This is a genomic window from Staphylococcus massiliensis CCUG 55927 (assembly GCF_000298075.1).
Classification (GTDB): Bacteria; Bacillota; Bacilli; order Staphylococcales; family Staphylococcaceae; genus Staphylococcus; species Staphylococcus massiliensis.
Genome location: NZ_JH815596.1, coordinates 68915 through 85098, shown reverse-complemented (window position 1 = coordinate 85098; position 16184 = coordinate 68915). Strand labels below are relative to the sequence as shown.

The 16184-nt window shown below is 37.4% G+C and carries 14 protein-coding genes; 4 read left to right on the top strand and 10 right to left on the bottom strand.

Annotated features, from left to right (window positions below; translation table 11 throughout):
• Window positions 1–5: 5 nt before the first annotated feature.
• Both A33S_RS0110860 and map read right to left on the bottom strand, forming a co-directional pair.
• The gene (locus A33S_RS0110860) at window positions 6–392 is read right to left on the bottom strand and encodes a hypothetical protein (RefSeq protein ID WP_017176866.1); all 387 of its coding nucleotides are present in this window, start codon (window positions 390–392) and stop codon (window positions 6–8) included.
• A 102-nt stretch (window positions 393–494) separates the two neighbouring features.
• Window positions 495–1253, bottom strand: coding sequence for a type I methionyl aminopeptidase (gene map / locus A33S_RS0110855; protein ID WP_009384039.1), 759 nt, complete (start codon window positions 1251–1253; stop codon window positions 495–497).
• Between the two features lie 186 nt (window positions 1254–1439).
• Here map and A33S_RS0110850 point away from each other — a divergent pair, with 186 nt between their 5' ends.
• A complete protein-coding gene (locus A33S_RS0110850; protein WP_009384040.1) occupies window positions 1440–2468 on the top strand; it encodes an FUSC family protein in 1029 nt (342 codons plus the stop codon).
• Window positions 2469–2650: 182 nt separating this feature from the next.
• Here A33S_RS0110850 and gatD read toward each other — a convergent pair whose 3' ends face one another.
• Both gatD and murT read right to left on the bottom strand, forming a co-directional pair.
• Window positions 2651–3373, bottom strand: a complete 723-nt coding sequence (gatD, locus tag A33S_RS0110845) for a lipid II isoglutaminyl synthase subunit GatD (protein WP_009384041.1) — start codon at window positions 3371–3373, stop codon at window positions 2651–2653.
• A gap of 6 nt (window positions 3374–3379) precedes the next feature.
• Window positions 3380–4687 (bottom strand): lipid II isoglutaminyl synthase subunit MurT, encoded by a 1308-nt coding sequence (gene murT, locus A33S_RS0110840; protein WP_009384042.1) that lies wholly within the window; start codon window positions 4685–4687, stop codon window positions 3380–3382.
• A gap of 360 nt (window positions 4688–5047) precedes the next feature.
• Between murT and A33S_RS0110835 the strand changes: the two genes are divergently transcribed.
• Together A33S_RS0110835 and A33S_RS0110830 are read left to right on the top strand one after the other, a co-directional pair.
• Window positions 5048–5551, top strand: coding sequence for a ferritin (locus A33S_RS0110835; RefSeq protein ID WP_009384043.1), 504 nt, complete (start codon window positions 5048–5050; stop codon window positions 5549–5551).
• Window positions 5552–5800: 249 nt separating this feature from the next.
• Window positions 5801–6358 (top strand): 3'-5' exonuclease, encoded by a 558-nt coding sequence (locus A33S_RS0110830; RefSeq protein WP_017176865.1) that lies wholly within the window; start codon window positions 5801–5803, stop codon window positions 6356–6358.
• On the opposite strand, the gene dinB is transcribed toward A33S_RS0110830, so the two are convergent.
• From dinB to gatC, 6 genes are all read right to left on the bottom strand, one after another.
• Window positions 6355–7425 (bottom strand): DNA polymerase IV, encoded by a 1071-nt coding sequence (gene dinB / locus A33S_RS0110825; protein WP_009384045.1) that lies wholly within the window; start codon window positions 7423–7425, stop codon window positions 6355–6357. The two genes, A33S_RS0110830 and dinB, sit on opposite strands and share 4 nt — an antisense overlap.
• 123 nt (window positions 7426–7548) lie before the next feature.
• The gene (gene rlmD, locus A33S_RS0110820; RefSeq protein WP_009384046.1) at window positions 7549–8916 is read right to left on the bottom strand and encodes a 23S rRNA (uracil(1939)-C(5))-methyltransferase RlmD; all 1368 of its coding nucleotides are present in this window, start codon (window positions 8914–8916) and stop codon (window positions 7549–7551) included.
• A gap of 33 nt (window positions 8917–8949) precedes the next feature.
• On the bottom strand, window positions 8950–9870 hold the full coding sequence (locus tag A33S_RS0110815; protein ID WP_009384047.1) for a diacylglycerol kinase: 921 nt from the start codon (window positions 9868–9870) through the stop codon (window positions 8950–8952).
• Between the two features lie 630 nt (window positions 9871–10500).
• A complete protein-coding gene (gene gatB / locus A33S_RS0110810; RefSeq protein WP_009384048.1) occupies window positions 10501–11928 on the bottom strand; it encodes an Asp-tRNA(Asn)/Glu-tRNA(Gln) amidotransferase subunit GatB in 1428 nt (475 codons plus the stop codon).
• A 12-nt stretch (window positions 11929–11940) separates the two neighbouring features.
• A complete protein-coding gene (gene gatA, locus A33S_RS0110805; protein ID WP_009384049.1) occupies window positions 11941–13398 on the bottom strand; it encodes an Asp-tRNA(Asn)/Glu-tRNA(Gln) amidotransferase subunit GatA in 1458 nt (485 codons plus the stop codon).
• A complete protein-coding gene (gatC, locus tag A33S_RS0110800) occupies window positions 13398–13700 on the bottom strand; it encodes an Asp-tRNA(Asn)/Glu-tRNA(Gln) amidotransferase subunit GatC (RefSeq protein ID WP_017176864.1) in 303 nt (100 codons plus the stop codon). The genes gatA and gatC overlap by 1 nt, the downstream gene beginning before the upstream one ends.
• A 477-nt stretch (window positions 13701–14177) precedes the next feature.
• Between gatC and putP the strand changes: the two genes are divergently transcribed.
• Window positions 14178–15719 carry a sodium/proline symporter PutP gene (gene putP, locus A33S_RS0110795; protein ID WP_017176863.1) on the top strand — a complete coding sequence of 514 codons (1542 nt, stop codon included), beginning with the start codon at window positions 14178–14180 and terminating at the stop codon, window positions 15717–15719.
• Window positions 15720–16184: the final 465 nt, after the last annotated feature.

Here is a 16184-nt window from a genome sequence, read left to right as displayed (position 1 = left end):
CCTTTCTAAGATACAACAGCAATACGTTCTAATAAATCACACTCTTGTTCCATTGTTAACTTGCGACGGTTTTGTTCTGATAAATGATCTTCTAAGCGCGCATAATCCGCTTCGATTTCATTTAAATGATGTTTCATGGATTCAATATCTTGGCCGCTAAGATTCTCTGCATAACGAATTTGATGTTGTTCCATCATATCAATATATTTATTTTCTAATTCAATCGTTAAACTGTCAATTATTTCTTTGATATAGTCTTTTTTATCTTTCAAGTAATTTATATAATCATTAATATTCTTCAATTTAGTATCTAATACGTCTTGGTAATGATAAATGCTCTCTTGATACCATGACTGCATTAGTTTTTGTAAGTAGATTTGCATAAAATTCATATCTATCACCTCAAGCCTAGTACCTCCATTATAAAATGGTTCCGAAACCATCGTAATAGGCTCCGGAACCATTTCAGTTTAAGACTTAAGTCTTAAGATATATTATGCTTCATCAAGCTTAGTTGTAAGTAAAGGACCATCTTTCGTCACGATAACAGTATGCTCAATTTGAGCAACGAAACTTTTATCCTTCGTTTCAAAAGCCCAATCGTTCTTACCATCTGTCACGAATGTCGCGTTAGTTGAAATAAATGGTTCTACCGCGATAACAGTACCTTCTTTAAGTAACGTTTTGTCTTTAGGGTCAAAGTAATTCGTAATATAACTAGGTGATTCATGAAGTGATTGTCCCACACCATGACCAGTTAAATTTTTAATAACTGTCAGTTCATTTTTACGCGCAGTAGCGTGAACGGCACGACCAATTTGGCTTAACTTCGTACCAGGTTTGATTTTAGTCATCGCTGCTTCAAAAGCCTCTAAAGCAACGTCACAAACCTTTTGTTTAAGTGGATTATCAGGTTCACCTACTACAAATGAAATACCTGTATCTGCATAATAACCATCTTTTAACGCAGAAACATCGATATTAACTAAGTCACCTTCACGAATGATACGTTTACCTGGAATACCGTGCGCAACTTCTTCATTCACACTGATACAGGTTTGACCAGGGAAGTTTTCATCATGAATAGGCGCTGAAATCGCACCATGCTCTTCAAATAGTTTCTTAGCGATATCATCTAATTCTTTAGTAGTCACACCTGGAACTGTCGCTTTTTTCATTTCTTCACGAACAAGCGCACAGATTTTACCAATTTCTTTAAGAGCTACTAGTTCTTCTTCAGTTTTAACAATCATTCTATCCCGTTCCTTCTCTGAGTTTTAATATACTTTCATTATTATAACAAAAACGCGTTAAAATCACATACGCATTAAAACATTTAACAAAGCCTTATTTCGTTCTTCTCTAAATAACTTACCCTACTCAACTTAAATCATTTACAGTATAATGGAGACGAATATTTTTAAATGGAGTAGGCATATATGAAACAGAAATGGTATCACAATTTTATTGGCGCACGTACACTTAAGACCGGTGTCGCAACATTTTTAACGGCATTGTTTTGTCTTTTGCTAGATCTGAATCCTATCTTTGCGATACTCACAGCTGTCGTAACGATCGAACCTACAGCAAAAGCATCGCTAAGAAAAGGCTACAAAAGATTACCAGCAACTGTAATAGGTGCTTTAGTAGCAGTCGTAGCAACGTTCTTCTTCGGCGACGACTCTGCACTCGCATACGCGCTAAGTGCAACGCTAACGATTCTATTATGTACGAAACTTAAACTAAATGCGGGTACAACTGTTGCTACATTAACATCTGTAGCAATGATTCCAGGTATCCATGATGCTTACGTCTTTAATTTCGTTTCACGTTTATTTACGGCTATCATAGGTCTTATCACTGCTGGGTTAGTTAACTACTTATTATTCCCACCTAAGTATTATAATCAACTTCATGAAAAGATTAAGGAATCAGAATCACATCTTTATTTATTATTTGATTCGCGCATGAAAGAGTTAATGATTGGACTTTACAAATCGAAGTCATCTGATAAAAAACTTGAAAAGCTACTTAATCTGAACACTAAAATTGAACAGTTAATCGGCTATCAACGTGACGAGTTAAAGTATCATAAACATCAAAAATCTGATTGGGTTAATTTACGAAAGATCACAAACCGCGCGCATGAAAATCGTATGTTAATGACCCATCTATCCAATATCATTTATTTACCAAATGACACCGTGCTTCATTTTACTGATGAAGAAAAGGTCGCTATTATCGAAATAGTCGAGCACGTGGCGGAAATTACAACAACAGAGCGCTTTGTTCCAACACCTACAGCCGCTACAACTTTGAAGAATTCGGTAAAAGGTTTAGAAGAATTCGATAATCACCAACTTAAAAGTCATGTTATCTATGAAATACTATTACTTTATCGTATTCTCTTACAACGCTATAACCCTAAAACCTTATCAAAAGAGAGCGTCGGCCCTCACCACGATTAATGATCTAAAAAAGCCCTTGCTAAATTACCTTAGCAAGGGCTTTAATTCATACAATTCTCATAACAGCTGACTCCTAGGGGAATAGCATGAGACCGGAGACTACAGGCTCCGGCCATGACCCAGGAAAGCATGCTGTTTAAGAGAATTGTAGTAATATGTCCCAGACCTTTAATTCATATAATTTATTTTTCTTTACTTACGCGTTTGATGATATATTGTTTGGCCGCTTCTTCTTCTGTATTATCCAGTTCTTTTGGCTCAAACGGAATGCCTTTACGCTTACAAGCTTGTTCTAAAAGGTAATCTGAAATTTCATGGTTCTTAGGTAAAATTGGTCCATGTAAATACGTACCTAATAAATTCTTATAATGTAAGCCTTCTTTTTTATCATCATCGTTATTACCGTATCCGTTAACGACAGATCCTAGCGTATCAAAGTTGTGATACGTACGACCACCGTGGTTTTCAAAGCCAACGATTTCACCAAAAGTCTCACTTTTAATGACGATATCTCCGATTAGACGGCCTGGCTTTGATTCTGTATAGAAATCAAGAATATTGAGACCTTCTAATTCAGAACCATCAGCTGAGATGTACTTTTTACCAAGGAACTGATAACCACCACAAATTGTTAATCCTGGCATACCATCTTCAATCGCCTTTTTAAGTTCATCTTTTATTTTACTAAGTTCTCTAGTTGCGATAGCTTGTTCGCGGTCACTACCACCACCGATGAAGAAGATGTCACAACCATCAAGTGTTACACCTTCTGTTTCATTAACTTCAACGACATTAAGTTTTATGTTTCGTTTCTTAGCGCGTTGCTTTAAAGCTATGATGTTCCCAATATCACTATATAAGTTAAGTTTATCTGTCATGAAATGATAGATTGTTAATTCATTCATGCTGCTTTACACCTCCGAAAACGAACGATTCAATTGATCGAGCATTGGTTCTAATGACGTATAGTTAGGAATCGCTACTGTGAAGCTAGCGTATTTCATACTTAAAGCTGTAGCTTTATGAATGTCATGTTCTAACGTAATTGGGAAATCAACCTCTGCTAATTTCAAGCGTAATTGTAATTCCGTAGCGCGCGTACCTGTCACGATAATGTGTTCTATATCTTGTTGGCTTAACTTTTCAAAGTCAGCATCATAAATCCAAGAAATGTCACGTCCGTCTGCTGCATTATCGTTTAAGCTAATCAGATAAACTTTTTTACCCTCAATTTGGTCACCTACTGATAAACTCGCGTTCATACCAGCAGGGTTTTTAGCTAAATTAATCATTGCTTTCTTATTTGGCTTTTCAAAATATTGCATTCGACCGTTATCTGACGTGTACGTTTCGAAGCCTTTACGGATACTATCTGCATCTAAGCCGAGTTCCTTAAGAACGCTATATGCTGCGAGCGCATTATATGCATTAAAATCTCCAGCGATTTTCATATTGTAGCTTTCATTGTTAACTTTGAGTTTGATGAACGGTGAGGTTTCAAAGTGTTCAACTTCGTATTGAGGTGTGTCACGTTTAAAGCCACATTCGCACTGATAGTGACCGATTTGATTGTAATGAATATGACTGTAGTTCAGTAAACGACCGCAATCAGGACAGTATTTACTTTCATTCATCGTACTTTGTTCGAATTCGTGAGCGTCCTTCTGCATGCCGTAATAAACGCGCGTTTGACTTGCGATCTTAAGGCGACTTACGAAAGGATCATCTGTATTCAAGATTAATTTGATACCTTTATTCTTAATTGCGTCCGCAATTTGGTTCACCATAATATCAATTTCACCAAAACGGTCCATTTGGTCACGGAAGAAATTCGTAAAGACCATCATTGTTGGTGTCACTTCTTTAAGCACACGAGGGATTGACCCTTCATCTATTTCAATTATCGCAATACGTGTATTATCTTTAAGTTGCATAATGAACGAAGATGTAATACCCGCTGCCATATTCGCACCCTCATTATTATGTATAATTTCGATGTTATTTGCTCTTAAAGTGTGACCGATGAGATTAGAAGTTGTTGTCTTACCATTTGTACCGCTAATAAATACGATATCATCAACTTTAGTAGCTAGATTTTTTAATATATTAGGATCCACTTTTCTAGCGATTTGACCTGGTAAATCTGTTCCGCGTTTACCTATAGCACGACTAGCCATACGTGCCATCTTCGCTAGGTGGATTGCAGTCCACTGTCTCATGTCTTTCCTCCTCAAAATTTCACGTGATAATTATAACACGGTAAAGTAAGCTAAAAAAGTAGAAATATTGTGTACGACGGCTCATACTTTAGACCTACTGATTGACAATAATTCTCAATTAGGCGTGAGTATTATTAATTAGTTTTACGTTTACTATTGCTCATGTGTGCGCATTCTAACCTTTCGCCAAAATTCCTATTTCACTATTATCATAGTATTTTATTTATGTTTCTAAATTTAATTTAAATATATATATAATGATAATCATTCTCTCTAGATTATAATAATTATCGTTTATTACTTGAGTTCTTTAGTCGAATTCGTTATGATATATGTATCACTTAAAAGGAGGCATTAATCATGTTAAATAAACAATTATTAGATGCACTTAATGACCAAATGAACCACGAATTCTACGCAGCACATGCGTATATGGCTATGGCTGCTTATTGCGATAAAGAATCTTATGAAGGTTTTGCTAACTTTTACATCCAACAAGCTAAAGAAGAACGTTTCCACGGTATGAAGATTTATGATTACATCAACGATCGTGGCGAGCATGCTGAATTTAAAGCAATCGAAGCACCTAAAGTAGAGTTTAATTCTATTTTAGAAACATTTGAAGACGGTTTAGCTCAAGAAAGAGACGTAACACGTCGTTTCTACCATTTATCTGAATTAGCGAACGAAACGAAAGACTTCGCTACTATTTCATTCTTAAATTGGTTCTTAGATGAACAAGTTGAAGAAGAAGCTACGTTCGATACGCACATCGATTACTTAAAACGTATTGGCGACGATTGCAATACATTATACCTTTATGAAAAGGAATTAGCGAATCGTTCATTTGACGAAGAAGCGTAATTCTTCTCATAACGGCACTTAAATTGAAAGTGCTTTTGAAAAGTAAGTTAAGTGAACCATAACTTGACCTACTCTTTATAAGACATGTCGATAAGACGTGTCTCCTACATAGGATGAAATCCTTAATTCATAATTCATATTTAGACTAATCTGCACATATGAAACCTATCATGTTAAATGGTGGGCTTTGTATGTGCTTTTTGATATGATGAATCTTAACTCTAATATTAAAAGATGGGTTGTTAGACGATGGAGAAACAGACATTTATCGCGCTAGATTTTGAAACTGCAAATTATAAAAGAACGAGTATTTGTTCTGTTGGCATGGTTAAAATTGTCGACAATGAGCTCATGGAATCGTTCTACACGCTCGTTAATCCTAACGATTACTTTTCACAAAATAATATTCGCGTACACGGCATTAGACCTAAGGATGTGTTCAACGCGCCAACATTTGATGTGGTCTTTCCTCACATGTTGGATTTTATCGACGGCCATCCAGTTGTTTGTCATAATGCAGCATTTGATATGGGGGTCTTACATCAAAGCATCAAGGCGCTTAATCTAAAGACGCCCGATATTACGTATTTCTGCTCCGTGCAGCTCGCTCGTAAGACACTTCAAATGCCTCGTTATGGTCTGAGTCATGTGATGAAATTCTTTAATCTCGATTTCAATGGTCACCATAATGCGCTAGCGGATGCTAAAACGTGCGCCATGATAACGTATCGCTTATTACGTCATTATCCGAGCTTGGATGAGGTATTACTCATTTATGGCGAATCGCTTCAAGATAAGGATTACTAAAGGTAGTCAAATATCGTTAAGTTTTTAAAATAATGCGGTCTTAGATTCCCTACTGTTACGCCAACTAGCCGAATTGGAATGTTTGGATCTTTGACTTCGTTGTAAAGCCCATAGGCTATGTTGTAGATATCAATTTCATCCGTTACTGGCTCAGGTAAGGTACGCTGCTTAGAAATGGTCTCATACTTATATGTTTTAATCTTGACGGTTACCGTACCCGCAGATTTCTGCAATTTACCTAAGCGTTCCGATGTCTTGTGACTGAGCTCCCTGATCTTTTGTAGGATTAAAGCATCGTCATTTACATCCGATTGAAAGGTTCTTTCCGTACCTACTGATTTACGTATGCGTTCTGCTTTTACTTCCCGGTGATCGATGCCTCTGACTTTATTATAAAAGCCAACACCCCTTTTACCGAACCAACGAATTAACTCATCCATAGACTTTTGGTATAAGTCAGCACCTGTATAGATTCCGTGGTGATGCATCTTTTCTTTACTTCTCGATCCAACGCCAGGAAAATCTCCGATATCTAAATTCATCAAAATCTCATGAACATGATTATAGTCGATAATCGTTAAGCCATTGGGTTTATTCATACCACTCGCTAATTTAGCTAAGAACTTGTTGTAAGATACTCCAGCTGATGACGTTAGCTGTGTCTTGTCATAAATATCTCTACGTATATATTCCGCTATGTGTGATGCTGGTAAATCAGGGCGTACAAGCTCGGTGATGTCGAGATAAGCCTCATCTAGTGATAGCGGTTCAACTTTCTCTGTATAACTCTTAAAGATATCCATGATGATACCAGAAGCTTCTCTATAGGCTTCGAAACGAGGTTGCACGTAATAGCCGTTTGGACATAATTTATGCGCTTGAACCATAGGCATCGCAGAGTGTACGCCATATTTCCGTGCTTCATAAGAAGCTGTTGAAACAACCCCGCGGTGACTTGCTTTACCACCTACTATCACAGGTTTTCCACGTAATTTTTCATTATCTCTCACTTCAACTTGTGCGAAAAAGTAATCCATATCTATATGAATAATACGTCTTTCACCCACGCGTTTTCACCTTCTTTTTCTCTTAAAAAAGAGCGGTAACTGCTCGTTTCCGCTCGTTTCGTATGAATCTATTTAACCACATTGACTTTAAAGGGCTTTTCAAGGATGAGACAAAACTATAAACTAAGCGTCTTTACGCTCGAATAACGCAACCGTCTCAATATGCGTTGTATGCGGGAACATATCAACAGGCGTAATCTCCTGTAAATCGTATGAATCGCTCAAGCGTTCCGCATCTCGAGCCTGGGTACTCGGATTGCATGAGATGTAGACAATACGTTTCGGTTGTAATTCGAGTAACGTGTTAATGAACGTTTGGTCACACCCTTTACGAGGCGGGTCGACCATCACTACATCAGGCTTTAAACCTTCTTGTTGCCATTTAATAATAATTTCTTCAGCTTTACCCGCTTCAAAGTCGATGTTCTGAATGCCATTTCGCTCACGATTGAGTTTCGCATCTTCAATTGCGCTTTCAACCACTTCAACACCGTAAACATGGTTGGCATGAGGCGCCATATAGAGCCCGATTGTACCAATGCCGCAATATGCATCTATAACTATTTCATTACCCGTAAGACCTGCATATTCGATAGCCTTACGATAAAGTTTCTCCGTCTGTGTAACATTAATTTGGTAGAAGGAACGATCGCCAATCTCAAATGTTAAGTTGTCTAGGTCGTCCTCGATAACAGAATCGCCGTACATGACTTGAGACTTCTTGCCCATGATGACATTTGAATGTGAGGTATTGATGTTATGGATGATGCTTTTCACACTAGGATAATGCGTTGAAATACGCTTTATCAGTGTATCGAGGGCTTTAAACTTCTTACCATTCGTTACGAATATCACCATTTGAGCGTCCTTATAATGACTCGCACGAATAATGACATGGCGTACTAAACCTGACTTAAGTTGTTCATTATAAATACTCACGTTTAATTCATTCAGCCACTTCTTAATGCTCACCATAAGCGCGTTCTGAACATCGTGTTGAATGAGACATGTATCCATATCAATAATGTCGTGACTGCGTTGTCTGTAAAAGCCCATTTTAACATCGCCTGATTGGTCAGTACCTACTGGAATTTGAGACTTGTTACGATAATGCCATGGATGCTCCATACCAATCGGTTGATTAATTTTAAGGTCCTTAAACGAACCCTTTCTTGTAAAGAGATTATAAACTTGGTTAAATTTCATCTCGAGTTGAGACTCATAGTTCATATGTTGTAGCTGACAACCACCGCACTTTGAATAGTACACACATGGCGGTGTTACACGGTTGACGCTCGCTGTTGTAACTTCATTTAGTTTTCCTATCGCAAAGTTTTTCTTAACTTTGATGACTTTAAATTCTATATCTTCATCGATTAATGCATGTGGCACAAATATCGGGTATCGATCAACTTTAACAACACCATGTCCTTCGTGCGTTAAGTCTACGACCCTACCTTGCATGACATCGTTCTTTTTAATTTCGTTCAACTAGGTCACTCCATGAAAATGCGCGTTTACGCATTATTTTTGTTCTAACGATTCATTATCGTCATTGTTAGGTGTAAAGATCTCAATATGACGTTTTAAATTTAAGAAATTCGCTGGTAAGTTACCGCCATATTCACCGTCTACATTAAGTTGCATTTCTGCAAGTGAGGAAATGTTTACAGATTGTGCTTTAATATAATGCACTTTAGGGTGAGAAGTATGTTCACCTCTAGAAGCAAGCGACATAATGTGTCCAAGTTCCGCTAGGTTTGCCTTTTCAACGATAATTAATGTGAAATAACCATCATCGAGTTTCGCATCAGGCACAAGCTTCTCAAATCCTGCCATTGAGTTCGTTAGACCTAATAAGAAGACCATCACTTCGCCTTGAAATACCTTATCGTCATATTCAATGCGCACGTCTACCGCTTTCATCTCTGGTAACATTTCAAATCCTTTAATGTAATAAGCAAAAGGCCCCATTAAGGATTTCAACTTACTTGGCGCTTCGTATGATACTTCAGTTGGCTTACCGCCACCTGCTAGGTTAATGAAATAACGACTATTCATCTTACCGATATCGACTTTAACAGGCGTACCATTTATGATGATATCAACGGCATCTAAGATATCGTTAGAGATATTAAGCGCACGGCCAAAGTCATTAACAGTACCTGCTGGAATTAAACCGATTCTTGGTCGATTTTCCTTCTCAGCGATACCATTTACAACTTCGTTTAACGTACCGTCACCACCAGAAACTACGATGAGGTCGTAGTTCTCTTCGTCTACGATACGTCTCGCTTCTACAGTAGCATCTCCCTCTTTTTCAGTGACGTAGGTACTTGTTTCATAACCTGCTTTTTCCATTTTAGCGAGTACATCTGGCAATGCACTTTTAAAGGCTTCCTTCCCTGATGTCGGATTATATATAATTCTTGCACGTTTTCTCATTTTCATCCCTCAATTTTATTAGAATCATCTGTAATAACAATTTATCTCTTAACATCAATGTTTATTTGCATTTCGAAATGCGTTGTCATGTGAGTTTCATTTTAAAAGTTGATGCATACTTTGCACATTTACAAAATTTTATATCATTTAAAATATAACACATTTTTCGAGTAGTTTAAGAACAAGATGATTAGTCTCGCTCTCAAGATAAAAGAGTTAGTAATCCTATTACAATTATATCCATAATTGACAAATTGTAACAATCATACTAACTCTATTTGAGATAATGATTAATTTAGTTTTGAGTTGTCGTTTTAGTGATCCTGAATGCCTACATCGAGACTCCCATGGCACTGTGAGGAAGGAAGATCCAAGCGTATTAGTTATTAAACAATTCCTATAAACAGCATGCTTTCCTGGGGCGTGGCTGGAGCCTGTAGTCTCCAGACTCACGCTACTCTCCTAGGAGTCAGCTGTTTAGGAATTGTTAGATCTATAATTTTCCAACTCACTGGCAAAATTCTTATATACTCTTGGGTCCCTTGCACAAAGGATTACGTTGGCAATCCTACAAGCTAAGAAAGCAAGGCATAGCGAGATGTATAAGCATGCTCAAATATATTTAAATGATTATCGATTCTCTAATTCTTGTTTTAGTAATTGATTTACTTTTTGAGGGTTAGCTTGACCTTTAGAAGCCTTCATAATTTGACCTACTAAGAAGCCCATTGCTTTACCTTTACCATTTTTAAAGTCTTCAACTGATTGAGGGTTGTTGTCAAGTGCTTCGTTAACGAATTTCAGTAACGTTGCTTCATCAGAGATTTGTACTAAGCCTTTATCTTCCATAATTTGCTTAGCGTCCCCACCATTTTCAGCAAGTTCAGGGAATACTTTCTTCGCAATCTTACTACTCATCGTACCGTCTTCGATTAACTTAATCATACCTGCAAGATTTTCAGGTGTTAATTGTGTATCTTGTAGCTCAACTTGATGCTTATTCAGATATTCGTTAACGCCACCCATTAACCAGTTAGAAGTTAATTTAACGTCGGCACCGTTGTCTACTGCACCTTCGAAGAAATCAGACATTTCTTTCGTAAGTGTTAGTACGTGCGCATCATATTCTGGTAAGCCATATTCAGATACATATTTCTTTTTACGTGCATCAGGTAATTCTGGAATTGTTTGACGTACGCGTTCTTTCCATTCTTCATCAACATATAATGGAACGATATCTGGTTCTGGGAAGTAACGATAATCATCTGAACCTTCTTTAACACGCATAAGAATTGTTTTACCAGTTGATTCGTCGAAACGTCTTGTTTCTTGTAAGATTTCGCCACCATTTAAAAGCTCATCTTCTTGACGTTTTTCTTCATATTCAAGACCTTTTTTAACGTAAGTAAATGAGTTTAAGTTTTTAAGCTCGGCTTTCGTACCGAATTCTTCTTGGCCTACTGGACGTAATGAAATGTTGGCGTCACAACGTAGTGAACCTTCTTCCATTTTACAGTCTGATACGCCAGTGTATTGAATAATAGAGCGTAACTTTTCAAGGTATGCATACGCTTCTTCTGGTGAACGGATATCTGGTTCAGATACGATTTCAATTAAAGGTGTACCTTGACGGTTTAAGTCTACTAAAGAGTAACCTTCTTTATGCGTCGATTTACCCGCGTCTTCTTCCATGTGTAAACGTGTAATACCGATACGTTTTGTTTCACCGTTTACTTCAATATCAATATAACCATTACTACCGATTGGTTGGTCGAATTGAGAAATTTGGTATGCTTTAGGGTTATCTGGATAGAAATAGTTTTTACGGTCGAACTTAGATTCTGTCGCGATATCCATGTTTAATGCCATAGATGCACGCATTGCCCAATCTACTGCACGTCTGTTTACTACAGGTAGTACACCTGGGTAACCTAAGTCAATCACATTCGTATTTGAGTTAGGTTCTGCACCGTAGCCTACTGGTGATGATGAAAACATTTTAGAGTCTGTTTTCAACTCAACATGAACTTCAAGTCCAATTACTGTTTCAAAATGCATGTTTGCCACTCCTTATAAATTTTGGTATTTATCGTGTAAATTAAATTTCGTCTCATATTGATAAGCTACACGGTATAATGTCTTTTCATCGAATGGCTTACCGATAAATTGTAATCCAATCGGACGATTGTTAGCCATACCACAAGGTACTGAAATACCTGGTAAACCTGCTAAGTTAACTGGTGTAGTTAATAAGTCATTTGCATACATTGTTAGTGGATCGTTAATTTCTTCACCAATGTTGAACGCAACTGTTGGTGTAGTTGGTCCTACAACCACATCGTAGTCTTTAAAGATACGATCGAAGTCATTTTTAATTAACGTACGCACTTTTTGTGACTTTTTGTAATATGCATCATAGTAACCTGAACTTAATGCGAAAGTACCTAATAAGATACGACGTTTAACTTCTTTTCCGAAACCTTCACTACGAGATTTCTTATAGAGTTCTTCTAAGTTAGTCGCATCTTTTGAATGGTAACCATAGCGAATACCATCAAAGCGTGCTAAGTTAGCTGAAGCTTCTGATGACGCAATAACATAGTATGAAGGGATACCGTATTTAGTATTAGGTAAGGAAACCTCTTCTACAGTTGCGCCAAGTTCGCGTAGTGTTTCAGCCGCATTTAAGACAGCTTCTTTAACTTCATCGCGAACACCTTCGCCAATATATTCTTTAGGTAATGCTACTTTAAGGTCTTTAATGTCTTTTCCAATATCAGATGTAAAGTCACAATCTTCGACTGGCGCACTTGTAGCGTCATGCTCGTCAACACCAGTAATAGATTCTAATACGATAGCATTATCTTTAACATTTCGAGTTAATGGTCCGATTTGGTCTAATGATGACGCGAAAGCTACTAAACCGAAACGAGAAACACGGCCGTATGTAGGTTTCATGCCGACGATACCGCAATATGCTGCTGGTTGTCTGATTGAACCACCAGTATCTGTACCTAATGAAAATGGAACAAGACCTGCTGCAACTGCCGCTGCTGAACCACCTGAAGAACCACCAGGTACTGCTTTATGGTCGAACGGGTTCACTGTTTTCTTGAAGTAAGATGTTTCAGTAGAACCACCCATTGCGAATTCGTCTAAATTTAATTTACCAATTAGAACGGCATTTTCATCATGAAGTTTCTTCATTACAGTTGATTCGTAAATCGGTACAAATCCTTCTAGCATTTTGCTGGCACATGTCGTTTCTAGGCCTTCTGTAATGATGTTATCTTTGATACCCATTGGAATGCCAAATAACTTACCTTCCATTTGATCTTTTTCTTGTAATTCATCTAATTCTTGAGCTTTTTTAAGTGCGTTCTCTTTATCTAAAGCTAAGAAAGATTTGATAGTAGGATCAACTTCTTCAATAGCATCATAAATATCATTTACGATTTCAGAAGGTTTGATTTTTTTGTCTTTAATCATTTGTGTTAAATTCTCAATCGATTCGAAACGGATGCTCATTATTTTTCCTCCTCTTTCATTACTGAAGGTACTTTAAATTGTCCGTCCTCTGTTTCTTTAGCGTTCTTAAGCGCTAATTCTTGAGGAATACCTGATACCGCCTTATCTTCTCTAAGAACGTTTTGTAAATCTAATACGTGATAAGTTGGCTCAACGTTATCCGTATCACATGTATCATTTTGATGCGCGAAATCAAGTATACTTTCTAAGCTTGATTTCATTTCTTCAGTTTCTTCAGGAGATATTTCTAATTTCGCTAAGTTCGCGATATGTTCAACATCTTCACGTGTAACTTTTGTCATCAATAAAAGCCTCCTTAATATTCATTCATCACAAAATTGTACCAAATTTTCCCCTAAAAATCTAAAGTTTGATGGAATTTTCTCGTTTTATTTCCCTTGAAAAGCAACACCCCTTTAGTAAAGGTTTTAATAGATGTAACATATCTATTTCGCTTTAACGTGCCAAATTGTACGTATTTTAAGCGTTTTAGCGACTTTATGTAACTCATTTATAATATTTAAGTTACATAGTGGGTATCTTATTCAGTTATCGTATAAACATAGGGCTTTTCAAGAAAGTAGAAGAAATCTTACAAAAATTTTAAAATTCTAAAAAATTACTAAAAACGCCTTCATTTAGGTCTTTACAAACGATTGCGAAATATGCATAATTGTAATTATACATTTATGATGAAAAATCGAACTTTCATTCTAGATTCATTCATGTATAATACGGTATGTAACAAAATAATTAAACAATTTGGGGGTTGAGGAGAAATGTTTACACTAGGTTCAACATTGTCCAGTCAAGTAAACCCGGACTGGCAAACTTACGTGATGATTGCAGTGTACTTCATTATCCTTTTAGCTATCGGTTGGTATGGTTACAAACAATCAACTGGTGACCTAAGCGAATACATGCTTGGTGGCCGTAGCATTGGACCATGGGTAACAGCCTTATCAGCTGGTGCATCTGACATGAGTGGTTGGATGATTATGGGGTTACCAGGTGAAGTTTATTCAACTGGTTTATCAGCAGTTTGGTTAGCTATAGGATTGACAGTCGGTGCATACATAAACTATTTACTTGTGGCACCAAGACTACGTGTTCACACAGAAATCAGAGGGGATGCAATAACCTTACCAGACTTCTTTAAGAATCGTTTAGATGATAAAACGAATCTCATTAAGATTATCTCTGGTGGTATCATTGTAGTATTTTTCACTTTATATACGCACGCCGGTATTGTATCAGGCGGTAAACTTTTTGAAAGTGCGTTCGGCTTAAACTATCATTGGGGACTCTTGTTTGTTACTGCTATTGTGATTTTATATACATTCTTTGGTGGTTATTTAGCCGTATCGATTACGGACTTTTTCCAAGGGGTAATCATGCTTATCGCAATGATTATGGTACCAATTGTTGTAATGCTTAAATTGAATGGTTTAGACACATTTGGCCAAGTTGCAGAAATGAAACCTTCTAATTTAGATTTATTTAAGGGGACTTCTATAATTGGAATTATTTCATTCTTTGCATGGGGACTTGGTTACTTTGGTCAACCACATATCTTAGTACGTTTCATGTCGATTCGCACGCATAAGCTTTTCCCTTTTACTAGAAGAATCGGGATTGGCTGGATGGCAGTCGGCTTAATTGGATCATGTTTAGTTGGTTTACTTGGTATCGCTTTCGTTCCAGCACAAGGCGCGAAAATTAAGGACCCTGAAACATTATTCATCTTAATGAGTCAGGTTTTATTCCATCCATTAGTTGGTGGTTTCTTACTAGCTGCTATTTTAGCTGCCATCATGAGCACGATTTCATCTCAATTACTTGTAACGTCTAGTTCATTAACTGAAGACTTCTACAAGTTATTTAAGAAGAATAAAGATCCTAACAAGAATTACGAGAAAGAATATGTATTAGTTGGTCGTATTTCAGTAGTTGTAGTTGCGATTGTTGCGATAGCGATTGCTTGGAATCCTAACGATACAATTCTTAACTTAGTTGGTAATGCTTGGGCTGGTTTCGGTGCTGCATTTGGACCACTTGTAATTTTATCGCTTTACTGGCGTAAACTTACAAACATTGGTGCTATCGCAGGTATGGTTGCCGGTGCATTAACAGTTATCATTTGGATCGCATTTGTTAAACCTCTTGGTGAAAAGGTAGAATTCTTTAATCTGTACGAAATCGTTCCAGGTTTCTTAGTAAGTTTATTAGTTACAATTATTGTAAGTAAACTTACGAAAGCACCAGGTGACTTCGTAGATAAAGATATTACTAAGATGAAACATATCTTAAGCGAAAAGTAACGCTTAATTCATATAGTTATTGAGGGACGCTTCGAGAGTCTGAATTGGGTTCAGATTTTCGGAGCGTTTTTTTGGGTTGTAATGTAGCGATGTGGCGATTTCGCATATGTGGGATTACTATTGGGAAATTTAGTTGCGAGGCCGTTTGTAAGAGCCATGTCGTTAACGCACTTGGCTGTTATACGGCGATAAGAGCCATGTCAGTACTCCACTTGGCTGTAATACTGTGATAAGAGCCATGTCAACTCTTCACATGGCTGTTAATCGCCTATAAGAGCCTTGTCGCCTCTCCGCTTGGCTGTAAAACGGCGATAAGAGCCATGTGGTCACCTCACTTGGCTGTTACACGGCGATAAGAGCCATGTGGTCACCTCACTTGGCTGTTGCACGGCGATAAGAGCCATGTGGTCACCTCACTTGGCTGTTGCACGGCGATAAGAGCCATGTCGCCTCTCCGCTTGGCTG